Below are 21791 nucleotides of genomic sequence, written 5' to 3' on the forward strand. Positions count from 1 at the left end.
TCTGCGCGGCGATGGGGGTGCGGAGAGCGCCTCTCCTACGTCCGCCGCATGTACGCCCGCACCGTGATCGGCGCGAATACCGCGACGATGGCGGCGGCGCCGATCAGCGAGATGCCGAGGTCCCAGCCGACGGTGCCTGAATTGGCAAGGTCGCGAACGGCCGTTACCAGGTGCGAGATCGGATTGATGTTCACGAACCATTGGAGCCAGTTCGGCATCGTGTTCGTCGGGACGAACGCGTTGGAGAGGAACGTGAGCGGGAACAGCACGAGCATCGAGATGCCCTGTACGCTCGAGGCGGTGCGGGCGATGACGCCGAAGAAGGCGAAAATCCAGCTGATCGCCCACGAGCAGAAAATGACGAGGAGCGCGGCGATCGCGACGTGGCCGAGACCGCCGTCCGGATGGTAGCCCATGATGTACCCCATACTGAAGGTCAGCACCGTGGCGATCGTGTACCGGATCGTATCCGCGAGCAGCGCTCCGGCCAGCGGCGCGATCCGCGCGATCGGCAGCGATTTGAAGCGGTCGAACACGCCTTTGTCCATGTCTTCGCGGAGCTGCACGCCGGTGACGATCGAGGTCGTGATGACGGTCTGCACCAGGATGCCCGGGATGATGACGGGCAAGTAGCTGATGACGTCTCCGGAGATCGCTCCGCCGAAGATATAAGTGAACATCAGCGTAAAAATAATCGGCTGCAGCGTGACGTCGAATAGCTGCTCGGGCGTGCGCCGTATTTTGAGCAGGCCGCGGTAAGCCATCGTCAGCGAGTGGCGGACCGATTGGCCGAAGCTCGTGCGGTTTTTGAGCCGGGCGCCGCGTTGGACGGCAATCGTGCTTTTCATAGCGTGACCTCCTGATTGCTTCGGGATGCTTGACGATCCGGCGCAGGCGTTTCCTGCGCGCAATGGCCGGTGATCGTCAAGAACGCTTCGTCGAGCGTCGGCTTCTGCACGCTGATCTCGGCCAATCGGATACCCGCTTCACGCAGCGCGACGAGCAAGTCGGTCACGCGATCGGCTTCCGCCATCGGCGCCGTAATCTTGCCGGCCTCCGACGTCACGCTGGACGTCACTCGAAGCACCTGTTCGACGATCCGCCTCGCCTCCCCGATCGCGGGCGGGTCCTGCACGCGCAAATGAAGAGAGGAGTTGCCGACCGAGCCCTTCAACTCGTCCACGGTGCCTTCGGCGACGACGGTGCCGCGGTCGATAACCGCGATACGGTCGGCCAGTTGATCCGCTTCGTCCAAATACTGCGTCGTCAGCAATACGGTCGAGCCGGTCTTCACCAGCCTGCGAATCGTCTCCCACATCTGGGCGCGGGTCCGCGGATCGAGTCCCGTCGTCGGTTCGTCCAGGAAGATGAGCGGCGGTTGCGCGATGAGGCTCGCGGCGAGGTCGAGTCGCCTCCGCATGCCGCCCGAGAAGTTTTTGAGCGGCCGTCTGGCAGCGGCCGTCAGGCCGAATTCTTCCAGCAGCTCCGCCGCTTTTCGTCTCGACTCGGCGCGGCCAAGCCCGAGCAGCCGCGAAAAGATGATGAGATTTTCCGTGGCGCTCAGCGACTCGTCGACCGATGCGTACTGGCCGGTCACCCCGATCAACTGCCGGACGATCTGAGCCTCTTTGGTCACGTCGTGCCCGAATATTCGCGCCGAGCCCCCCGTCGGGCTTGAGCAGCGTCGCCAGCATCCGGATCGTCGTCGTCTTGCCTGCGCCGTTGGGACCGAGCACGCCGTAGATCGAGCCTGCGCGAACGTTCAGACTCACGCCGTCCACCGCGCGGTTGCCGCCGAACGTTTTGACGAGCCCGGACGCCTCGACGGCCCACTCGCTTCCGCTGCCCGCCATATCCAATGCTTTTATCGCGTTCACCGTCATTCCCCCTGTCGAACTGTTTCCTACTGGATACTAAAACGCCAATGTGAATTGAATATGAATCGTCCCGTCAACGCTGTGCGGCTCATAAGCACGCGCGGGTTCGATCATAATAAGGCGCAGGAAACAAAGGAAAGGAGGCCTCGCGGTGGACGATTCCCGATACGCGTTCGCGAGCCTGGAAGAGAAGCTTGTCGACGAACTGAAGCGGCTGGAGCAGGCGTTGACCGCAGCCAGCGGTCATGACGTCACGCTGATCGCCTATGAGAAAAAGGAGCCGGAATAACGAAAAAGAGGCCTCGCGGGCCTCTTTCGTTACAACGTAAGCTGTCTGGCGACATCGGCGAGCTTCTTGTCGCTAAGATATTGCTCCATCTGCCGCTCGGCAGTCATGACGACCTTCTGGATCATGCAGTCCTCGCCATGGTTCAGGCCGCACTCGAAGATTGAAGCCGTCCCTTCGATCGCATGGATGACGTCCAGAAACGAGATGCGTTCGTAATGGGCCTTCAGCCGGTAACCGCCGTTGGCCCCGGACACGGAGCCGATCAGTCCCGCCTTTACGAGCTTGCTTAGCATTTTGGACAAATACGTCTGGGACACGCCAAGCTTGTCGGCCAGCGCCTGCACCCCGACGGGCTTGTCCGGCGCCTGGCTCATCAGATGCATCATGGCATGGAGCGCATAATCCGTCGCTTGCGAAAACTTCATGGCACACCTCGATGATGGACTTTGTATGCCCATGATAGCCTCGGCGGGGCGTTAATGCAAGTCGTCCGCCCAAGCCGGATTCCATACGACCTCCCACAAATGTCCATCCGGGTCCATGAAGTGTCCGGCGTAACCGCCCCAGAACGTCTCGTGCGCGGAATCGGTCACGACGGCCCCCGCCTGTCGCGCCAGCTCCATGACCCGGTCCACCTCCTCTTTGCTGGCCACGTTGTGCCCGATCGTCATTTCCGTGGAGCTGGACGGCGCAACGGGCACCTTCGCTTCGTGCGCAAGATCCCGGCGGCGCCAGATCGCGAGTTTCAATCCGGCTTGCAGGTCGAAAAAAGCGACCGCGCCGTGCTCGAATTCCGTTCCGACGATGCCTTCCGTAGGCAAGCCCAATCCGTCTCTGTAGAACGCGAGCGACCTTTCCAGATCTTCGACGCCCAATGTCAGCACCGTTATCCGCGGCTTCATCCTCCTTGCCTCCTCGTAAATGAATGAGTGCCGGAAATGGAAAGCGCATGCCCCGCTTCCGTCTTGCGCTCCCGCCTGTTCATCCTTGCCCGCCAGCTGCTTAGACGACGTTGGAATTGTCGACCGCGTCCGTGTCGACCGTATTGGTCTTGCTCAGTTGGTTGTTGCTGACGCTGCCGAATGCGTCCCCCGGCGAAAACGAAGCCGCGCCGCCGTAATTTTTCGAGGTGCTGGTCAGGGATATGAACCCCGTATCGCCGAACTGGACATTAGAGCCTTGGTTGACGTTCAGAATTTTTACTTTGCCAATAATAGAGGGCATGGCAGTTACCTCGTGGGTCAGTTTTTAACGCTTTTGATAAGGTATGAAAAGCGGGCGTTCGCCGTGACCTTTCCCTATATAAATATACAAAGGCACGCTCGCGCGCATCAACGCATCGCGCCCAGCTTTTCGACCGCCTCCGTCTCCGTCGGCAAGAAAAAGAGATCCTTGCCCTGATTGCATTCGTAAATAAAATCGCGCAAGCTCTTGCTCGCGCTCGTATAACCGGCGAAGTCCCCGATGACCGCGAGCTTCACCTGATAGTTGACGAACTTCTGCGCGATCTCTCCGGCTAACCCCGTCTTGAGCTCGAAGAAGTCGGCATCGAGCATCGTTCCGTCGATCGCGATCCGATCGAATCCCGTCTCGTACCGCACGGTCGCCATCATATCCAGCGCGGCATGAACGTCGCCGATGACCCCCCCCGCTCACGACGGCCACCGGCTCGCGCCCGTCCGTCTCGACCTTCTTAATTTTCCACATATCCTTCGCCTCCTGCAGTTGCGTTCATACCGATCTGTCGGAATAAATAAAAGATAGACGATGAGTCCATTTTCTGTCAATCACGCCCTTCATTCGCGCCAAAAGCCGCCCTGTCCGCAAAATCGTTCACTCATGCCCGGATTTTTCACCGTTCAATCTCTTTTTCGTTCACAGCTGGAGAATTCAGCCACTGTAACCGTTCACATCGCGAATATATAATGATACAAACACCTTCGATCAGATCGTCGGCATTCATATCCGAAGGGAGCCCATCGATGCGCCTAAACCGTATCCGCCGCAACGGAAAGCTGTACGTAAGAATTTTGCTGGGGCTCACCTTGAGCATCGTCCTCGTCCTGATCGCGAGCAACTTCATCTTCTACATGATCTTCACGGGCGTGCTGCAAGACGAGGCCGTCGAAAACGATCTTGCCAATCTTCGGCAGACGGGCAAGGCCGTCGCCAACACGACCGAGAGCGCGCAGACGGTCGCCTTCCAGATCTATCGCAACAGCGCGATCGCGAAGATGCTCTACTACAGCAAGCCCGACGCCTTCGACACGCAGGCGGCGATGCTTGACCTGCGCAATTATTTGTCCACGATGCCCTTCATTCAATCGATCTACGTCTACAATCCGGCCTCCGGCTACTACTACATCGCCGCGCAGAACGGGCAGGAAGGCATCTGGCGCGAATCGGAGGTGCAGGACGCGGGCATCCTCGATATTTTGAGCCGATATCGGGATTACAAACCGTTCACGCCGATCCCGCGTACGATCAAGTCGGCATCGGCCAATGCCCCGGATCTCGGCGTCTATACGTACCTGTGCTACGATGCCATTAACTTCAACCGGGAGATGAACTCCGCCGTCATCGTCAACCTGTCGGCATCCTGGATCAACCGCGAGCTCGGCAAAGCCGAAACCGCGAATTCAGGGCGCACGTACTTGCTCGACGATCACGATGTCGTTCGTTCCGTGGATGATCTGATGAGCGTCAAGCTCGGTCAGGCGGATCTCGCGCTGCTTCAAAGCTTCGTGTCCAAGCCCGAACCGGGCTTCGCGGTCGCCGCGTTCGAAGGCGCCAAGTCGCTCATCACTTATACGGCGCCTACGCCCTACGAGTGGCACTACGTCCGGATCACGCCGTACGGAGAGATCACCCAAAAAACGAAGGACATTCGCGGCAAAACGCTGCAGGTCGCCGGCGCGATCCTCGTCGTCGGTCTGCTGCTGTCCTGGCTGATGTCGCGTTATTTGTACGTGCCGATCAACCGGATCGAAAAGCGCATGTCGGACCTCGAGTCCGAGAAGCGGAACAGCAGCTATACGCTGCGCCAGAATACGCTGCGCAAGCTCATACAAATTCAGGATTTCGATCCGGCCTTCCAGCTCGAAAAGCTGCGCAGCGCGGGCATCGCTTTCGACTTTACGCAGCCGTACCGGCTGGCTTTACTGCGGATCGACGGCTTCGACCGTATCCGCAGCCAGAGTCCAAAGGACCTGCTTACGTACAAATTCGCGATCATGAACATCGCCGCCGAGATCTCTTCGAAGCTTTACGGCGCAGAAACGGTCGATCTGGAAGACGACGGCATTCTCATGCTGATCAATACCGGCGAAATGGAGCAGGAAGCGGAAACGCTGCCCGCCATGCTCAGGGAGATCCAGGAGGCATGCGTGGAGTTTCTGCGCATCGGCCTTACGATCTCGCTGACGCCGGCCACCAGGAGCCCGCGCGAGCTGCACGCCATGTACAAGCTCGCCCGGGAAGCGACGGACCGTCGCTTCTTCAGCGGCTGCGGCGCGATTATCGAGGCGACGCCCCAATCCGGCGACCGCCGCTCCTTTTCCGTCGGCAAGGAAAAAAGATGCTCGACGCCCTCGTCGCGGGCAAAGCGGAGGAGGCTGCCGCCCTGTACCGGGATATTCTCCTGGAGACCGCCGAATCGCCGTTCCGCGTCACCCAATCCGCTGCGAATCACGTGGCCGTGACGATCGGCAACATGCTGGCCGAGATCGAGCGCAACGGCTCGATGCAGCTCGGCATCGGCGCGGATCTGAGCATTCCGGGCATCGATCAATACGAGACGCTCGACGAGCTGTCGGAAGCGATGGGCCGCTTCTTCGGCCAGTTGAGCGCCAGGGTGTTCGAGAAGCGAAGCAACAAGCAGGAAGACCTGATCCGCAAAATCAACGCGCTCATCGAGACCCGGTACGACGATTCGAACCTGAGCCTGAACGCGATATCCGAGGAGCTGAAAATGTCGACCTACCATGTGAGCCGCGTCTATCGCCAGCACACGTTCACGACGATCGTCGACATGATCAACCATGTCCGCATCGAAAAGGCGAAGGCGATCCTCGCGTCGACGGACGATCCCGTCGCCGAAGTCGCGGAACGGACCGGATTCACGAACAGCTCCTACTTTCACCGGATGTTCAAGAAGCTCACGGGCGTGACGCCGGTGGAATTCCGCAAAGCGCAGGGCCGGAGCGTTCAAATAAATTCATAGCGCAAAAACCTGCAGGAGTCCGCCGTCAGGCGGTTCCCTGCAGGTTTTTCATGCTTCTTACTGAATGCCCGACTCGCTCAAGTACGCGAGCCACTGCTTCTTATACGACGCCTGAATTTTGTCTAGCCCCGCCTTCTTCGCCTTGTCCATGAACGTCTTCACGCCGCCTTCGACGTCTTTGACTTGGCCGGCGAGCAGCGGGAACAGATACTGCTTCTCGACCTGCTCGAGCGCCGACCGCTCCGCCTGATAGTCGGTATAATCCTCGGCGAAGCCAGTGTAGATGTCCGGCTTTTGTACCTTGTCGAGCTGGTCGAAGATCGCCTTGACGCCGTCGTAGCTTGGCTCGAACAGCATAAATTCGGGGTTGCGCCACGCCCAGCCCTGCATGCCCTCGCGCGGAAAGCCGTTCGTGTTGGCGTCGCCGACCATTTTGTAGTAGCCGTCTTCCACCGTGTAGTTGGTGCCTTCGAAGCCGTACTGAGTGAGCAGATTGTAGCGTTTGTCCAGCACCATTTTCTCGTAGAAGGCCAGCGCGCGCTCCGCGTTTTTGCTGCTTGCCGGGATGGCGAAGCCGTTGTGGATCGGATGCACCGGCGTCGCGTAGCCCGTCGCGACGGCGAACGGCGTGTAGCCGAGCTCCCAGTCCGGATGAAGCGATTTCATATTGCCGTTCGTCTGATTGTAGCGCGTCGGATTGTCGCCGAGCATCGCCGCCGCCGTGCCGTTTACGAGCTTGTCTTGGTTGGTCGCTTTCTCGTTGAGCTCGTTTTTGGAGAAATAGCCTTTATCCGCCCAGCTCTTGAACCGCTTCAGATCCTCGAGCTGCTCCGGCGATCCCCAGTAAGAGGTAATTTCGGCCGGTTTGTCGTAGGAGGCGAACATGCCGTATGGCAGAGCGCCGACTTTTTTTGCGGAAGACGTCGAGGTACGTGTCGCTTAGAGAACCGCGGACGTCCGAACCGATCGCGAGCGGCTGCAGGGAGGGTTCGTTTTTCTTGATGCCGTCCATATACGCTTCGAAGGTCGGGATATCGACCGGCGTCGGCAAATTGTACTTTTTGCGCAGATCCTCGCGCCAGACGAAGCCGTTGGTGACGTATTCCTGATACGTCGCGGGCACCGTGTAGATCTTGCCGTTGATCTTGACCGCGTCCCACATGTCCTTCGGAACGAAGCCGCTGAGCCCCGGCGCCGCCGTCGGCAGCAGATCGTCGAGCGGCAGGAAAGCGCCCTTCTTGGCATACTGCTGGTACTGGGTCCAATCGGCCGTGAAGATCAGGTCGACGTCTTGTCCGGTCGACAGCAGCAGCTTGTATTTCTGGTCCCAGTCCGTCCAGGTCGTGAAGTTGAACGTGACGGTCGCGTTCAGATCCTCCTGCGCCATCTTGTTGATCTCGGCTTCGACCTTCGGCAGGTCCTTCGGCGCGTTGCCGAGCATGTAGAACTGGAGATGCACTTTTTTCGAGGTGTCGATGCCCGCAGGCGACGCGGAGGACGAAGCGGATGCGGACGAAGACTGCGACGCGTACGTCGAAGACTTGGCGGGTTCGGACGAGGCGCCGGCCTCCCCGTTGCCGCCGCTGCAGCCCGCGAATACCGTTGCCATCAGCGCCATGGAGAGCGCAACCCCCGCTGATTTAATTACGTTTTTTTTGCATATGAATCCTCCCTGTCCGAATGATGATCTATGTTAGCCGGGCATGCGCGCATGCCGGTTCTAACCGGTTCCAGCCGCCGCTTCTCTTTTCAAACCGTGCTAGCCTTTGACCGCGCCGATCGTGAGCCCCTTGACAAAGTAACGCTGCACGAACGGGTACAGAAGCAGGATCGGTCCCGTAACGACGACCGCCATCGACATCTTCATCGTCTCCGACGGGATGCCCTCCGAGAGGACGATGCCCGCGCCAGCGCCGATGCTCGTCAGGAACGACGACGTATTAATGATGTTGTACAGGTAAAATTGAAGCTGGTACTTGGCGGTATCGTTAATGAAGAGGGCCGACGAGAACCAGTCGTTCCAATAGTGAAGCGCGAGAAACAGCCCGATGGTCGCGAGACCCGGCACCGCCAGCGGCATCACGATACGCCAGTAGATCAGAAAATCGCCCGCGCCGTCGATCTTCGCCGACTCGACGACCTCGTCGGGCACGGCCGAGCCGATGAAGCTTCGCATCAGAATGATGAGGAACGGCGTCATCAACGAGGGCCATATGAGCGCGTAATACGAGTCGGTGAACTTCAGGTAGTTGTTGACGAGCATGTAATAAGGCACGAGTCCGCCGCCGAACAGCGTCGTGAAGTAGATAAAGAAGGAGAAAAAGTTCCGGTACTTGAAGTCCTTGCGCTGCAGCACGTAGCCCGCCATCGTCATGAGCAGCAGGCCGAGGAAGGTGCCGACGACGGTAACCGTCGACGTCACTCCGTACGCGCGCAGCACCTCGTCCGGCACCTGGAAGATGACCCTGTAGCCTTCCCAGGAAAAATCCTTCGGCCACAGGCTGTAGCCGTCGCGGACGATCGAGGCGTTGCTCGTGAAGGAGGCCGACACGATCAATAGGAACGGCAAGACGCACAGGATGCTCCCGGCGACGACGACGGCGTGCGCGATGAGCTGGAACCAGACGGACGACCGGTCTTCCTTGATTTTCATGCGATTCCCTCCTAGAACAGCGCGTATTCTTTGTTGATTTTGCGAATGATGCCGTTGACGACCATGATCAGCGTGAAGCCGAACAGCGATTGGTAGACGCCCGCCGCCGTCGCCATGCCCATGTCGAACGTCACCTTGAGCGAGCGGTACACGTAGGTGTCGAGGATGTCGGTCGTGCTGTACAGGAGACCGTTGTTGCCGACCATTTGGTAGAACAGGTCGAACTGCCCCTTCATGATCGTCCCGAGCGAAAAGAGAAGCAGGATCACGAACGTATTTTTAAGCATCGGAAGCGTGATGTGCCAAGCCCGCTGGAACGTGTTCGCCCCGTCGATTTTCGCCGCCTCGTAGTAGTCCTCGCCGATGCCCGTGATCGCCGCCAGATAGATGACCATGCTGTAGCCGAAGCTTTTCCACAAATAGAACAAGACGATAAGCAAAATCCAAACCTTCGGCTTGCTGTATACGTCGACCGGGTCCGCGCCGAGCGCCTTGAGGACGGTGTTGAGCACGCCGTGCTCGAAGTTGAAGATGTTGAACACGATGACGCTCAGAATAACGAAGGAGACGAAGTACGGCAGGAACAGCACGGATTGCGTGATTTTCTTGAACCACTTGCCCTTCACTTCGCTGACGAGGATCGCCACGGTCACGGAGAGCGCGTTGCCAAGTCCGATGAAGATCAGGTTGTAGCCGATCGTGTTGTACGTCAGCTCCGTCAGCTTGCCCGACCGCCATAGGAACTCGAAGTTCTTGAGCCCGACGAAGTCCATTCGGAAAAGCGGGGTGTTGAAGTCGAACTGAACGAATGCGTAGTAGATGCCGACCATCGGAACGTAATTGTTCACGAGAAAGTAAGCGAGGACCGGCAGCAGCATAAGAAACAAAGTACGATTTTTGACCAGCTCTTGCACGAAGCCGTATTTTTTCGGCACGGCGCCCAGCCCCTCCTTTACGCCTTCAAGCGTCTATTCGGTTCATGAACTCCGGGATAGGCGGCGCCTTCCGGGTTGATTCCAACTATAGAGGACCCGCGGCGGGCGCCATAGTGACAATCCCGTTCAGTCGTGAAGGATCGTGCGGTTCGTTCAGTGAACGATTGTGACTTTTCTGCACAAATGCAGGATTTGACGCAAAAAAAAAGCACGCGATCCCGGGATCGCATGCGGTAGACGCGGATTAAATACGGTATCCTGACCGTTGAACGGTGGCTAATTTATAAAATAGTAATCCGCCGCTGTCCAAACTAAAACTGTTTTGAACTAGCGTTCCAGTTAGTTCAACGAAACGTTCATTACCGATCAAAAGCTGAAAAAAATTCGATGGTCCTCGAGAAAGGGCACACAGCGGTTATCGCAAAACTGCGGCATCCTTTCTCTAATCCACGGATGAGCTGCTTCATTCTCCATCATAAAAGCGTAATAACCGAATACGGCAGAAAGCATGAACCCTTCGACGATAGGATAAATCTCTTCGAGTAACTCTTCTTGCCCGAAGTATCCTTTGACAACTTGTTCCCGGGTTTCCTTGGGGGCATTCAAAGCAGACATTGCAACGTCAAGAAGACGATAACCCGTACCGAAAAGGGAGTAATCGATGAAAACGAAGTTACCACGCGGCGTCACAAGCAGGTTGCTCAAGTTCATATCCGCGTGGATGATACCCTCCTTAACCGTTTCAGGGTTCCCAGAATTCAGCCGTTCAACGATAAGCGCAACCGTTTTTTCTACCGTGGCGAAATTTTCTTTGGTAAACAGTCCAAGCTCCACGCCACGCCGTATTTGTGTGAGCATCTTCTGGGTTCTGTGGATCCCGTATTTCGGCCGGTCAATCGGATTGACCTTATCGTAGGTATCGAAGAACGCATGCAGTTCCGCTACCTGAACTCCCAGCTTATACGATGCATCAGAGGTCGATAAATCCTCCTTGGTCATATTTTTGCCTTCTACCCAGCTGAGGATGGAACAGTTAAGGCTGCACCCGTCCCCTTCAATTTCAGTAACTAGCTGACCTGACAAGCTCCTTACGGGCATCTGCACGACAAGATCGGTTCCTTTAGCGATCTGCTCTAATAGTTGCATCTCCGTTTCAATCCCTTGCCTCGTATGCTGAATGCCGGCCATATTGACCGTTATCGGATCGTGCACGCGAACGAGGAAGACTTTTCCGTTTGACGTATCGGTCACCCTATAAGTCCGATTCTCGTTGTGCCTGATCAGCGTGACTTCAGGGCGATCAATGCCATATTGAAGTAAATGTTTCTCAATTTTTTTTGTCCATGTTGATTCCTCAATCCGCAATTGATTTTACAAGCCGGCCTGAACTGCAACACGGTTACTCGTTCATTTCCTAATTTCTCGCCGTTACTAGAGTCGCTGCTTATGTTGTGGGGCTTGCCGAACACCGAATGCAATGACGTATAGACGGGCTTAGGGGGGGGGGGGGGACTGGATGTGGTCACTCGCTTCTCAGCGTGAACCGGAGCGTAAATATGGTGTTAGCCGAATGAAGTTCTGGATGCAGACATTGCATTTAAGGCGCTCTCAAAATAGCTATATACTTCATCTGCAATTCCCAGAAACTCTTCAACAAGTACATTACGATCCAAGTAACAAGCATACAAATAATCAACCAAAGCGGAGTCAATCTCACAATAGTTTAATATGGCATTCTTCATCTTAATAATGTCATCTTGCCATACACCTGTATGTTCTAAAACCAATGAATATAATGCACGAATTAATCTCTTAGCGTAACCTTTAATATATCTGGCTTTCATTGCGTTATCACTTGCATTAGAAAGTAAACGATGTATACGTTTTACTTCCTCCTTGGTCTCTGTATTTAAGTCTAAAATGAACTTGGGTGAAATAATGATCGGTGGTACTTTTTCACCAACGTCAAGACCATATACGCAAACACAAATGATCTTAACCCAAAAACCCCACTCATTTGGTTTACTTAAAACATCGTCAATCGAGCAAATTATCGTATCAATCTTAGTTACTACTGGATATTCTTCCAAAAGCCTGTCTTTAATATTTGACAATCTTTCGTAATCGATATCTTTGGGATTTACACATACAATAGTAAAGTCTGCATCTGACTTAAACGGTATAGCAGTTCCTTTTGGAATCGAGCCACACATATAAATGCTATGAATCTTACCTTTAAATTCGATACGTATATTATCTATATACTTATCAACAAAATCCTTATATTCACTTTGTATTTCAATTGTATTTATAACTTTTTCTAATATCATATAGACGCCTCCTAAACGAAGAACTTTTAGCCTCCTCCGGCCCTGTTCGTTGAATTATTTCTTCCTTATTTGATATAGAACATGTTTGTTTAATGGACTATGTTTCTCAACTTTCCGTACGCCAATCTTCGCTGTTTATTTGATACCTTGCTCCTCCAGATAAGCCAGCCACTGTTTTTTGTACGCTGCCTGCACCTTGTCGAGTCCCGCCTCCTTGGCTTCTCTGACGAACGTCGCCATGCCGGCGTCCACGTCGTCGACCAAGCCGGCCAGCAGCGGGTACAAGTACAATTTTTGAACCTGATCGAGCGCCGCCTTCTCGGCTTGATAAGACCCGTCGTCTTCGGCGAAGCCGGTGTAGATGTCGGGCTTTCGGATGCGATCCAGCTCGCGGAACGTCGCTTGAATCTTGTCGTAGCTGGGCCTGAACAGCATATACGCGGGGTTGCGCCACGCCCAGCCGTTCATCGCCTCGCGCGGGAAGCCGTTCGTCGACTTGTCGCCGATCATGCGATAGTAGCCGTTCTCGATCGTATAGTGAACGCCTTCGATGCCGTATTCGGTCAGCCGGTTGTAGCGCTCGTCGGTCACGAGCTTTTCGTAGAACGCAAGCGCCCGCGCCGGATGCTTCGAGCTTTTGGGAATCGCGAACCCATTGTGCGTCGGATGAACCGGCGTCGCGTAGCCCTTGGCCATCGGAAACGGATAATAGCCCAGTCGCCAGTTCGGATGCGCGTCCTGCATGTTGTTCAGCGCATCGTCGTAGCGCATCAAGTTGTCGCCGAACATGGCGGCCGCGGTGCCGTCGATGATTCGGTCCTGATTGAACGCGGACGTATTCAGCTCGTTTTTGGAAAAGTAGCCGCGATCCGACCACCGCTTGAACAGCTTCAGGTCCGCCAACTGCTCGGGGGATCCCCAATAGGAGCGGATGTCCGCAGGCTTCGCATAGGTAGCCAGCATGCCGTACGGCATCGTGCCGATCGCATGCCGCGTCACGTCGAGCTGCGCGAACGCCAGCGACGTCTGCACGTCGGCGCCGATCGCCACAGGCTGTATATTCGGCTCGTGCCGCTTGATCCCCGCCAGATACGCTTCGAAGGTGGCGATGTCGACCGGCTTCGGGAGCCCGTATTTCTCCCGCAGATCCTCTCGCCAGACGAAGCCGCCGGTCACGTATTCCTTGAAGGTCGAAGGCACGGTATAGATGTTGCCGTCGATCCGCACGCCGTCCCACATGTCCTTGGGGATAAAGCGCTGAAGCCGAGGCGACGCCTCGGGCAGCAAGTCGTCCAGCCGCAGGAAGGCGCCGCGCTTGGCGTACGTCTGATATTGCGCCCAGTCGGCCGTGAACAGCAAATCGACCGATTGGCCGGAAGACAGCAACTGCTTGTACTTCAGGTCGTAATCTTTCCAGGCGATAAAGTTGAAGGCGACCGACGCGTTCAGCTCCGCTTCGGCCATCTCGTTGATCGCCTCCTGAATCCGCGTCATATCGGGGGGGCGCATTGCCCAGCATATAAAATTGAAGGTCGACGTGCTCGCCTCGGTCGTCCGCGACCCGGCCGCCGACCGCGTCTTGGCGCGCTTGCGCGGAGGAAGCCGCCTGCGTCGGGAGCGGCGAACCGGCCGAATCTTGTCCCCGGCATGCGGCCAGCAGCAGGACGGTCGCGGCAACGATGCCGGAGCGCAAGGCGCGTAGGGTTAAGTTCATCCCCGTGCCTCCTTTCTCCCTCCAGTTTACATCAGATCTATGCAACACAAAACATTCATGATCCTGCCGGGTCACAGGCTATGATGAATATCTCATCGTAGCCTTTTTTTAGTGATTTCTAAGATACTGAAGTTGACCAGGTCAAGTTCGTGGTTTTTTGCGGTGGATCTTACCCCGAACACAAAACTGAATGGACAACCTTCGAAGCACAGGCTATTGGACTGCGAGTCCGGATAAAAAATTTTCACGTTTCAGGTTGTCTTCCTGGTTTTCATGATGGAAAGGAGCGCATGGGTATGCTTGAAGCCATTCTAGAGCGTTGTGCTGGACTGGACGTGCACCAGGAATCCGTCGTCGCTTGTGTGCTGTCCGGTCCGCTTGACCAAAAGCCCAAGTGCGAAATTCGCACGTTTGGCACGATGACCGACGAACTGCTGGCCCTTGGCGAGTGGCTGTCGGAACAAGGTTGTAGTCAGGTCGCCATGGAAAGTACCGGCGTGTACTGGAAGCCCGTTTGGAACGTGCTGGAATCCTTCGATTTCGATCTGCTGCTTGCCAATGCACATCATATCAAGAATCTACCCGGCCGTAAGACCGACATCAAGGATGCTGAATGGATTGCCAAGCTGCTTCGCTGCGGTTTGATCGAGAACAGCTTCGTCCCCCCGGTCGATATTCGCGAATTGCGTGATCTGACACGATACCGCAAGAAGTTGGTCCAGGAAGCGACAGCGGAGAAAAACCGCATTCACAAGCTGCTGCAGGATGCCAATGTGAAGCTGACCTCGCACATGTCCGACATCTTCGGCGTTTCCGGCCGCCTGTTGCTCCAGAAGATTGTGGATCACGAGGTCATCACGATGGATTTTCTGGAGACGCACATGAAGGGTGCGCTAAGGCATAAATCTCCCAAGCTGCTTCAATCGCTTAACAGCCGCCTTCGCGCTCACCATCGCAGCATGATCCGTATGTCCTGGGAGCATTTGCAATACATCGAGTCCTCCATCGCTCAGATGGAAACGCATATTCGCAACTACACCAAAGACAAAGAGGAGAGCTTCAACCTGCTGCTGACCGTACCGGGAATCAACGAAAACGCGGCGGCCGTGATCTTGGCCGAAATCGGAACGGACATGAGTCAATTCAAAAGCGACCACAGTCTGGCAGCTTGGGCAGGTATGAGCCCGGGCAATCACGAGAGTGCGGGTAAAAAAAACGGCAGCGGGCAAGGTCCGGAAACAGTCAACTAAAAGCGATCCTTTGCGAATGTGCTTGGGCGGCCTCGATGACACGAAATACAAGGCTTTCTGCCCGTTATTGGTCGTGGGTAAAACGACTGGGCAAGAAGAAAGCGTTGGTTGCGCTGGGCCATACTTTGCTTCGAATCGTCTATCACCTCCTGCTTCATCGCCGTCCGTATCAGGAGTTGGGACCCGATTACCTGGATCGGCATCGCGCTGAACGTCAGCTTCGCAAGCAGTCTCAAATGATTAAACAGCTTGAAGAAAGCGGCTTTTCCGTCACCAAATTGGCTTAATGAATACTGACTCTACAACCCCCTAAGAACTTCCAAATCGGCAGTTCTATTTTTGCATGCGCGTCGAAGGCAGTACGTGCATGGCGATATTCATAAAAAAAAAGGACGGCCCTACCCGCGATGGCTTCTTGAGGGCACCAGGTCTTGACGTCGAAGTCCGCGGAATTAGGGGATCCTGTCGGGTTCTGCGAAAAATTCCGTAAGGAATTGAACGAACAGCTGCTCCGTCGGCAGCAGCTTGCGCTGCGTCGGGGAGATGACGCCCACGGTGCGCGTCACTTCGGGTTCGATCAATGGCAGCTTCACCGTCGACTGCGGGATAATGTCCACCAAGGTGACCTCCGGCATGAGCGCCACGCCGAGACCGGCGGAGACGAGCCCCTTCAGCGCGTCGATATCGTCGCCTTCGAAGGCGATGTGCGGCACGATGCCGATCTGGCGGCACGCATTCAACACCAGTTCGCGGAATATCGTCCCTTCCGGCAGCGTGACGAACGGATCGTCCTTCAGCTCCGACAGCCGGACGCCGGACCGCCCCGCGAGCCGATGGTGCATCGGCAGCAGCGCGACGATTCGCTCGGTGAACAGCAGCTTGGAGCGAATCTTCTTCTCCTCGGCGGGCAGCGGCGCGATGAGCGCGAGGTTCGACTCGCCGTGAATGACGCCGTCGATGAGGTCGCGGTACAGCGCTTGCCGCATCTGGAACTTGGCCTCGGGATAACGCTGCCGGAACGCATAGATCGCCGTCGGCATAACGTGGGCGGCCAGACTGATCGGAAAGGCGATGCGGACCGTGCCTTTCTCCGGCTCCAGATGCTCCTTCACCTCGCGCTTCGCCTCGCCGATCATGTTCATGATCTGCTCGACGCGCGCCAGAAACAGCCTGCCGTTCGGGGTGAGCTTCACCCTCCTCCCCTCGCGGATAAACAAATCTACCCCCAGCTCGCTCTCCAGTTGAAGCAGCTGCCTGCTCACCGAGGACTGGGCCACGTGCAGCGCGTTGGCCGCGTCCGTCACATGCTCCCGCTTGGCGACTTCCATAAAATATCGCATTTGCCTGATTTCCAGGATCAATCGCCTCTCCTTCATGCGCTAAACGCATTAACTTCATCGGAACTGAATATTGGAGCGATCAACAACTTCGATCATAATATTAAACTACGATCTATAAAAACGGAAATGGCTTTAGGGCCATTGCACCTAAAGGAGTTTTGGACGCATGAGCATCCTCGAAAAAATCGAACAAACGCATGCCACGCAAGCGCACGAATATGTCGACGGTTTGTTCGAGATCGTCAAGAAGCGCAATCCGAACGAGCCCGAGTTCCACCAGGCCGTCAAAGAGGTCTTCCTTTCCCTGATTCCGGTGCTCTCCCAAAACCCGGCTTACATCGCGAACGCCGTTCTTGACCGGCTGGTCGAGCCGGACCGCATCCTGTCTTTCCGGGTACCGTGGGTCGACGATGCAGGCAAGGTTCAAGTCAACCGCGGCTTCCGCGTCCAATTCAGCAACGCCATCGGCCCGTACAAGGGCGGCCTCCGCTTCCACCCTTCCGTCAACGCCAGCATCATCAAGTTCCTCGGCTTCGAGCAAATCCTGAAAAACGCGCTGACCGGGCAGGCGATCGGCGGCGGCAAGGGCGGCTCCGACTTCGATCCCAAAGGCAAATCCGACCTTGAGATCATGCGCTTCTGTCAAAGCTTCATGACCGAGCTCAGCAAGCATATCGGCCCGGACAAGGACGTACCGGCGGGCGATATCGGCGTCGGCGCGCGCGAGATCGGCTACATGTTCGGCCAGTACAAGAAGCTGGTCGGCGCCTATGAAGCCGGCGTGCTTACCGGCAAGGGCATCGGCTACGGGGGCAGTCTCGGCCGCAAGGAAGCGACCGGCTACGGCGCGGTCTACTTCGTAGAGGAAATGCTGCAAGACGCGGGTTCGAGCTTCAAGGGAAGCAAAGTGGTCGTCTCCGGCTCCGGCAACGTATCGATCTACGCGATGGAGAAGGCGATCCAGCTCGGCGCCACGGTCGTGGCCTGCAGCGATTCCGGCGGCTACATCTATCATGCGGAAGGCATCAACCTCGATACGATCAAGCGGCTCAAGGAAGTGGAGAACAAGCGCTGCAAAGACTACGTCCTCGAGCATCCGGACGCCGTCTACGTCGAAGGCTGCGCCGGCATCTGGTCGATTCCTTGCGATATCGCGCTTCCGTGCGCCACGCAAAACGAAATCGATCAAGCCTCCGCCAAGCTGCTGGTGCAAGGCGGCGTCAAAGCCGTCGGCGAAGGCGCCAACATGCCTTCCACCCTGGAAGCGATCGACGTCTTCCTCGACAACAACGTGCTCTTCGCGCCGGCCAAGGCCGCAAATGCGGGCGGCGTAGCCGTATCCGCGTTGGAAATGGCCCAGAACAGCGCCAGACTGTCCTGGACGATGGATGAAGTCGATACCAGGCTGCAGACGATCATGCACAACATTTACCGCGAATGCATCAAGGCTGCCGAGCAATACGGCGTTCCCGGCAACCTCGTCATCGGCGCCAATATCGCCGGTTTCGTCCGAGTGGCCGACGCGATGCTCGCGCAAGGGGTATAAGCTCGCACAGCATTGATCCAGCACTCCTCCGGTTGATCCGGCGGAGTGTTTCTTTTTCAAACGAAAAAAACCGGAATTAAAAAATGCACTTGAAATCCCAATTTATCCGAGTATAATTGTCGGTATAAAAACAAAATGAAAACGTCAGGAGTTTTCGATCATGAGTCACGGAATTAAAGCGCAGCGTGAAAAGTGGATCGACGATTATCTGGATCTCTATAATTATGCAGTCTCCATTAAGGACGAGGATTGGCAGAAGACGATATTGGCGGAGCTGAGCGCTCCGGCTTACGACGAACGGACCGATCTGCACATGCAGCAGCGTGACGAGCTCATCTCTTATTTCAACGATGTCAATCAGACGCTCATCTTCCTGTATCGCAAGCTGCAGAGCGAGAGCGAACAAGCAAGCCGCGAGCAATTGTGGGAGCAGATCTGGACGTTAAAGCGGATCAGAGTGGAGATTGGGAAAAAAATGAGGGCGTCCAAGGAAGCGTTGAGTTCGTAAATTAAAAACAAAAGCAGGCCTGCAGCCGTCTGCTCGGCCCGCCATAAGAATCGTTCGGGACGGCCATTGTCGGATGGCCGCTTCGGCGCGATGCTTACTTAGCGGAAGAGACTGCGTTCATCATGCCCATCATCATCGTCATCATTTCGTCGCATTGCTGAAGGCGGGACATCATCATTTCCTTGTCCATCATGCCCATCATGTCCGCTTTGGTCATCTCGTCCATCATCATTTGCATGGACTTCATCTTGGCCGTCATGTCTTCCATGCAGGTCATCATCATCATGTTCATCATCATTTTTTCCATGATTCCTTCACCTCCTTCTATCCTTTGGTTGCCTTGCTCTATTAGCATATACGAAAACTGGAAGTCTCTTCAAGCCTGCAACATTCGGATGGGAATGGTATGATAAGAGAAAAAGCCCGCGGCGCATCGTACGCCCGGGCTTCTCTATTTACGCCAAAAGGTGTCGCAGTCGGCTTTATCCGCCACATTAAACGCGATCATTTTCTCCAGCAAATCATAATCCAACGGGCTGTCCCAGCGGATGCGCACGAGCTCTTTGGTAGACTCATAGCCCGCTTGCGCGATATCGTTCGCAAACCGCAGCATGCACGCCTTCTCCAGCGCGACGGCCATATGCCGCTTGGCGGCGCTGAAGCCGATAATAAACGTGCCGTGGTCGGTGAACATCGGCTGATTCCACGCGAGCTTGGGCGTCAGCTGCGGAAACTTGCTCCTGATCCAATCGAAAACCGCTTCGAGCTTCTCCCGGTGAGCAAGGTTGTCGATGCGCCCCAAGAATTCCGCGAATACTTCCATCGGTCTCCCCCCATTTTTACCCATTATACCGATCGTCGAATGGCGCCGCAAACGTGTAGCTTTGTCCCGCCTCGACGGACAGCTCCACAAGCTCGGGCCCAAGGCCCCGAATCCGGCAGACGCCGGTCCGGTCCGCGCGGATAACGGCACGGTCGAGACGTCCTTGCGACCATGCCATATCGACCGTGTAGCCGCCTCTGCCCCGAAGACCTTTTACCGTTCCGTCGCTCCAAGCCGCCGGCCATGCCGGAAGCAGCTGCAGCACGCCCCGGTGGCTCTGCAGCAGCATCTCGGCGATGCCCGCCGTTCCCCCCGAAGTTGCCGTCGATCTGAAACGGCGGATGATTGTCGAGCAAATTCGGCAGCGTGGAGTGGCCGAGCAAAGCCAGTACGTTGTCGCGAGCCTGGTCCGCGTCCCGCAGGCGCGCCCAAAAATTGACGATCCATGCCCGGCTCCAGCCGGTATGGCCGCAGCCATGGGCGAGGCGACGCTCAAGCGTGATCCGCGCGGCGGCTGCCAGCTCCGGCGTTTCTTCGGCGTTGAACTGCTCCCCGGGATACAGCCCGAACAGATGCGAGATATGCCGGTGACCGGGCTCTGCTTCCTCGTAGTCCTCCATCCACTCCTGAATCTGGCCGTGCTTGCCGATTTTCGTCCCGGGAATGCGGTCCAGCGCATCCGCGAGCGTCTCGCGGAACGGTTCGTCGATGCCTAGAATGCCGGCGCTATCTAGACAGGCTTCGAACAAGGCGCGCATGATCTGAAAATCCATGGAGGCGCCGGCGCACAAGACGCCGGATTCGCCTCCGGGAAGCACGTACGTATTCTCCGGCGAAATGGACGGACAGGTGATGAGCCGACCGTCATCCCCTTCGATCAGGTAATCCAGCAAAAAGCGGGCGGCTTCCTTCATCGTCGGGTACGCCTGTGCCAGGAACGCTTCGTCTTTGCCGAAGGCGTAATGCTCCCACAGATGGAGGCAGAGCCACGCGGCCCCGAGCGGCCAGAAGGTCGAAGGCGTCCAGCCGTCCTGCGGCGCCGTATCCGCCCAGATGTCCGTATTGTGATGCGCGGCGAACCCGCGGCACCCGTACATGGTCTCCGCCGTCCGGCGCCCCGGTTCCCGCATGCGCTCGATCAGCTCGAAAAGCGGGAGATGGCATTCGGACAGATTGCAATTTTCCGCGGGCCAGTAATTCATCTGGGCGTTGATGTTGATCGTATACTTGCTGTCCCAGGGCGGCAGAAAGTGGGGGTTCCAGATGCCCTGCAAGTTGGCCGGCAGCGACCCGGGACGGCTGGAGGCGATAAGGAGGTATCGGCCGTAGCGGAAATACAAGGCCACGAGTCCCGGATCGTCTTCGCCCTGCTTGGCCCGAGCCAGTCTCTCGTCCGTCGGCAAGCCGGCTTTCTCGCCGCCCGCGTCCGCGATGTCCAGCTGCACGCGGTCGTACAGGGCGCGATAGTCGGAAATATGGCGTTCGCGCAGCTCCTCGTAGGAACGGCGCGACGCCTCGCCGATCGACGCCTTGCAGGCTCGCTCCGGGTCCGGCGAGCGGAACGTCGTGGCGGCCGCGACGTACAAGATCGCTTCGTCCGCCTGCTCGATCACCAAATATTCGCCGATCGTGCGGCAGCCGCCCCCTTTCACGACCGCCTTGACCGCCGCGCGAAAGTCCACGCCGACCTCGCCGCCCGCCTGCCCCGACAGGACCAGTCCGTCCGTTCCCCACGAACGGATGCCGTCCATATTCCGTCGCTGCTGCCGATTCCAGCGGACGCGAAAGTTCAAGGAAGCGGGCTTGTCGGCCGCAAGCCGAAGCGCGATGACTTGATCCGGGCAACTGGCGAACGCTTCGCGGGAATAGCGAATGCCTGCCTGCGCGTAGCAGATGCCGGCAAGACCGCTGCCCAGATCCAGCTCCCGTTCGTATTGCTCGAAATGACCGTCGGCCGCCGCGTTCTGAAGCTCCAGATCGCCCAGCGGCAAGTAGTGCCGCTGGGACTCGGGGACGCCCGTCAGCGCCATCAAGGCTAAATCCTCGGCTTCCCGGAGCTTGCCGGCGAGGATCAGCTCGCGGATCCGCGGCAGATTGGCCAGCGCGTCGGGATTGTTGCGGTCCCGCGGACCGCCGTACCACAGCGAGTCTTCGTTCAATTGCAAGAACTCGCCGCTCGTGCCGCCGAAGATCATGGCGCCGAGCCGCCCGTTGCCGATCGGCAGCGCTTCGTTCCAGTCCTTGGCCGGCTGCCTGTACCACAGCTTATCGTTAGTCGCGTTCACGGTCACGATATTCCCCCTT

General features: G+C 56.8%; 19 protein-coding genes and 5 pseudogenes. 7 read left to right on the forward strand and 17 right to left on the reverse strand.

Features of this window, described 5'->3' with window-relative positions:
- Nucleotides 1–35: 35 nt before the first annotated feature.
- Together OMP40_RS00800 and OMP40_RS00805 are read right to left on the reverse strand one after the other, a co-directional pair.
- Entirely contained in the window at nt 36–848 is an 813-nt protein-coding gene (locus tag OMP40_RS00800; protein ID WP_277528371.1) for an ABC transporter permease, read from the reverse strand.
- Nucleotides 845–1853, reverse strand: a pseudogene (locus OMP40_RS00805) (ATP-binding cassette domain-containing protein). Before OMP40_RS00805 ends, OMP40_RS00800 begins: the two are co-directional and overlap by 4 nt.
- 175 nt (nt 1854–2028) lie before the next feature.
- Here OMP40_RS00805 and OMP40_RS00810 point away from each other — a divergent pair.
- On the forward strand, nt 2029–2166 hold the full coding sequence (locus OMP40_RS00810) for a hypothetical protein (RefSeq protein WP_277528373.1): 138 nt from the start codon (nt 2029–2031) through the stop codon (nt 2164–2166).
- 29 nt (nt 2167–2195) lie between these two features.
- On the opposite strand, the gene OMP40_RS00815 is transcribed toward OMP40_RS00810, so the two are convergent.
- The 4 genes and pseudogenes from OMP40_RS00815 to OMP40_RS00830 all read right to left on the reverse strand — a co-directional run bounded on the left by OMP40_RS00815 (nt 2196) and on the right by OMP40_RS00830 (nt 3873).
- The gene (locus OMP40_RS00815; protein ID WP_277528374.1) at nt 2196–2591 is read right to left on the reverse strand and encodes an RrF2 family transcriptional regulator; all 396 of its coding nucleotides are present in this window, start codon (nt 2589–2591) and stop codon (nt 2196–2198) included.
- A gap of 51 nt (nt 2592–2642) precedes the next feature.
- Nucleotides 2643–3068 carry a VOC family protein gene (locus tag OMP40_RS00820; protein ID WP_277528375.1) on the reverse strand — a complete coding sequence of 142 codons (426 nt, stop codon included), beginning with the start codon at nt 3066–3068 and terminating at the stop codon, nt 2643–2645.
- A 100-nt stretch (nt 3069–3168) separates the two neighbouring features.
- On the reverse strand, nt 3169–3390 hold the full coding sequence (locus OMP40_RS00825; RefSeq protein WP_277528376.1) for a spore germination protein: 222 nt from the start codon (nt 3388–3390) through the stop codon (nt 3169–3171).
- Nucleotides 3391–3497: 107 nt separating this feature from the next.
- Nucleotides 3498–3873: pseudogene (locus tag OMP40_RS00830) on the reverse strand (DUF4180 domain-containing protein).
- Nucleotides 3874–4148: 275 nt separating this feature from the next.
- Between OMP40_RS00830 and OMP40_RS00835 the strand changes: the two are divergent.
- On the forward strand, nt 4149–5867 hold the full coding sequence (locus OMP40_RS00835; protein ID WP_277528378.1) for a cache domain-containing protein: 1719 nt from the start codon (nt 4149–4151) through the stop codon (nt 5865–5867).
- Nucleotides 5868–5986: 119 nt separating this feature from the next.
- Nucleotides 5987–6388, forward strand: a complete 402-nt coding sequence (locus tag OMP40_RS00840) for a helix-turn-helix domain-containing protein (RefSeq protein ID WP_277529175.1) — start codon at nt 5987–5989, stop codon at nt 6386–6388.
- A 57-nt stretch (nt 6389–6445) separates the two neighbouring features.
- Here the strand turns inward: OMP40_RS00840 and OMP40_RS39625 are convergent.
- The 6 genes and pseudogenes from OMP40_RS39625 to OMP40_RS00875 all read right to left on the reverse strand — a co-directional run bounded on the left by OMP40_RS39625 (nt 6446) and on the right by OMP40_RS00875 (nt 14020).
- Nucleotides 6446–8006: pseudogene (locus OMP40_RS39625) on the reverse strand (extracellular solute-binding protein).
- 141 nt (nt 8007–8147) lie between these two features.
- Nucleotides 8148–9041 carry a carbohydrate ABC transporter permease gene (locus OMP40_RS00855; protein ID WP_277528384.1) on the reverse strand — a complete coding sequence of 298 codons (894 nt, stop codon included), beginning with the start codon at nt 9039–9041 and terminating at the stop codon, nt 8148–8150.
- Between the two features lie 11 nt (nt 9042–9052).
- Complete coding sequence (locus OMP40_RS00860; RefSeq protein ID WP_277529176.1) at nt 9053–9919, reverse strand: ABC transporter permease; 867 nt, start codon at nt 9917–9919, stop codon at nt 9053–9055.
- 423 nt (nt 9920–10342) lie between these two features.
- Nucleotides 10343–11341: a phosphotransferase enzyme family protein gene (locus OMP40_RS00865; RefSeq protein ID WP_277528386.1), complete on the reverse strand. Its 999-nt coding sequence runs from the start codon at nt 11339–11341 to the stop codon at nt 10343–10345.
- A gap of 197 nt (nt 11342–11538) precedes the next feature.
- Nucleotides 11539–12306, reverse strand: coding sequence for a nucleotidyltransferase (locus tag OMP40_RS00870; protein WP_277528388.1), 768 nt, complete (start codon nt 12304–12306; stop codon nt 11539–11541).
- A 135-nt stretch (nt 12307–12441) separates the two neighbouring features.
- A pseudogene (locus tag OMP40_RS00875) lies at nt 12442–14020 on the reverse strand (ABC transporter substrate-binding protein).
- A 296-nt stretch (nt 14021–14316) separates the two neighbouring features.
- Between OMP40_RS00875 and OMP40_RS00885 the strand changes: the two are divergent.
- Both OMP40_RS00885 and OMP40_RS00890 read left to right on the forward strand, forming a co-directional pair.
- Nucleotides 14317–15270 (forward strand): IS110 family RNA-guided transposase, encoded by a 954-nt coding sequence (locus tag OMP40_RS00885; RefSeq protein WP_277528394.1) that lies wholly within the window; start codon nt 14317–14319, stop codon nt 15268–15270.
- Between the two features lie 35 nt (nt 15271–15305).
- Nucleotides 15306–15557 carry a hypothetical protein gene (locus OMP40_RS00890; protein ID WP_277528396.1) on the forward strand — a complete coding sequence of 84 codons (252 nt, stop codon included), beginning with the start codon at nt 15306–15308 and terminating at the stop codon, nt 15555–15557.
- A gap of 165 nt (nt 15558–15722) precedes the next feature.
- On the opposite strand, the gene OMP40_RS00895 is transcribed toward OMP40_RS00890, so the two are convergent.
- Entirely contained in the window at nt 15723–16625 is a 903-nt protein-coding gene (locus OMP40_RS00895; protein WP_277529178.1) for a LysR family transcriptional regulator, read from the reverse strand.
- Between the two features lie 151 nt (nt 16626–16776).
- On the opposite strand from OMP40_RS00895, the gene gdhA reads away from it, so the two are divergent.
- Both gdhA and OMP40_RS00905 read left to right on the forward strand, forming a co-directional pair.
- Nucleotides 16777–18156 carry an NADP-specific glutamate dehydrogenase gene (gene gdhA / locus OMP40_RS00900; RefSeq protein ID WP_277528398.1) on the forward strand — a complete coding sequence of 460 codons (1380 nt, stop codon included), beginning with the start codon at nt 16777–16779 and terminating at the stop codon, nt 18154–18156.
- A gap of 160 nt (nt 18157–18316) precedes the next feature.
- Nucleotides 18317–18664, forward strand: a complete 348-nt coding sequence (locus tag OMP40_RS00905; RefSeq protein ID WP_277528400.1) for a hypothetical protein — start codon at nt 18317–18319, stop codon at nt 18662–18664.
- Between the two features lie 94 nt (nt 18665–18758).
- On the opposite strand, the gene OMP40_RS00910 is transcribed toward OMP40_RS00905, so the two are convergent.
- From OMP40_RS00910 to OMP40_RS41020, 4 genes and pseudogenes are all read right to left on the reverse strand, one after another.
- A complete protein-coding gene (locus tag OMP40_RS00910) occupies nt 18759–18971 on the reverse strand; it encodes a hypothetical protein (RefSeq protein ID WP_277528402.1) in 213 nt (70 codons plus the stop codon).
- Between the two features lie 144 nt (nt 18972–19115).
- Nucleotides 19116–19487, reverse strand: a complete 372-nt coding sequence (locus OMP40_RS00915) for an iron chaperone (RefSeq protein WP_277528405.1) — start codon at nt 19485–19487, stop codon at nt 19116–19118.
- Nucleotides 19488–19503: 16 nt separating this feature from the next.
- Complete coding sequence (locus tag OMP40_RS39630) at nt 19504–19965, reverse strand: glycoside hydrolase family 95-like protein (protein ID WP_420871882.1); 462 nt, start codon at nt 19963–19965, stop codon at nt 19504–19506.
- Nucleotides 19847–21778 (reverse strand): annotated as a pseudogene (locus tag OMP40_RS41020) (glycoside hydrolase family 95 protein); the annotation flags it as partial. The pseudogene OMP40_RS41020 and the gene OMP40_RS39630, both read right to left, overlap by 119 nt.
- Nucleotides 21779–21791: the final 13 nt, after the last annotated feature.

The sequence above is a fragment of the Cohnella rhizosphaerae genome, from assembly GCF_029525575.1.
GTDB classification, from domain to species: domain Bacteria; phylum Bacillota; class Bacilli; order Paenibacillales; family Paenibacillaceae; genus Cohnella; species Cohnella rhizosphaerae.

Coding starts and splice junctions, on each gene's coding strand:
- OMP40_RS00800 (WP_277528371.1), bottom strand. CDS start 848: ATGAAAAGCACGATTGCCGTCCAACGCGGCGCCCGGCTCAAAAACCGC.
- OMP40_RS00815 (WP_277528374.1), bottom strand. CDS start 2,591: ATGAAGTTTTCGCAAGCGACGGATTATGCGCTCCATGCCATGATGCAT.
- OMP40_RS00820 (WP_277528375.1), bottom strand. CDS start 3,068: ATGAAGCCGCGGATAACGGTGCTGACATTGGGCGTCGAAGATCTGGAA.
- OMP40_RS00825 (WP_277528376.1), bottom strand. CDS start 3,390: ATGCCCTCTATTATTGGCAAAGTAAAAATTCTGAACGTCAACCAAGGC.
- OMP40_RS00835 (WP_277528378.1), top strand. CDS start 4,149: ATGCGCCTAAACCGTATCCGCCGCAACGGAAAGCTGTACGTAAGAATT.
- OMP40_RS00840 (WP_277529175.1), top strand. CDS start 5,987: ATGGGCCGCTTCTTCGGCCAGTTGAGCGCCAGGGTGTTCGAGAAGCGA.
- OMP40_RS00855 (WP_277528384.1), bottom strand. CDS start 9,041: ATGAAAATCAAGGAAGACCGGTCGTCCGTCTGGTTCCAGCTCATCGCG.
- OMP40_RS00860 (WP_277529176.1), bottom strand. CDS start 9,919: ATGCTGCTGCCGGTCCTCGCTTACTTTCTCGTGAACAATTACGTTCCG.
- OMP40_RS00870 (WP_277528388.1), bottom strand. CDS start 12,306: ATGATATTAGAAAAAGTTATAAATACAATTGAAATACAAAGTGAATAT.
- OMP40_RS00885 (WP_277528394.1), top strand. CDS start 14,317: ATGCTTGAAGCCATTCTAGAGCGTTGTGCTGGACTGGACGTGCACCAG.
- OMP40_RS00890 (WP_277528396.1), top strand. CDS start 15,306: ATGACACGAAATACAAGGCTTTCTGCCCGTTATTGGTCGTGGGTAAAA.
- gdhA (WP_277528398.1), top strand. CDS start 16,777: ATGAGCATCCTCGAAAAAATCGAACAAACGCATGCCACGCAAGCGCAC.
- OMP40_RS00905 (WP_277528400.1), top strand. CDS start 18,317: ATGAGTCACGGAATTAAAGCGCAGCGTGAAAAGTGGATCGACGATTAT.
- OMP40_RS00910 (WP_277528402.1), bottom strand. CDS start 18,971: ATGGAAAAAATGATGATGAACATGATGATGATGACCTGCATGGAAGAC.
- OMP40_RS00915 (WP_277528405.1), bottom strand. CDS start 19,487: ATGGAAGTATTCGCGGAATTCTTGGGGCGCATCGACAACCTTGCTCAC.
- OMP40_RS39630 (WP_420871882.1), bottom strand. CDS start 19,965: ATGGCTGCGGCCATACCGGCTGGAGCCGGGCATGGATCGTCAATTTTT.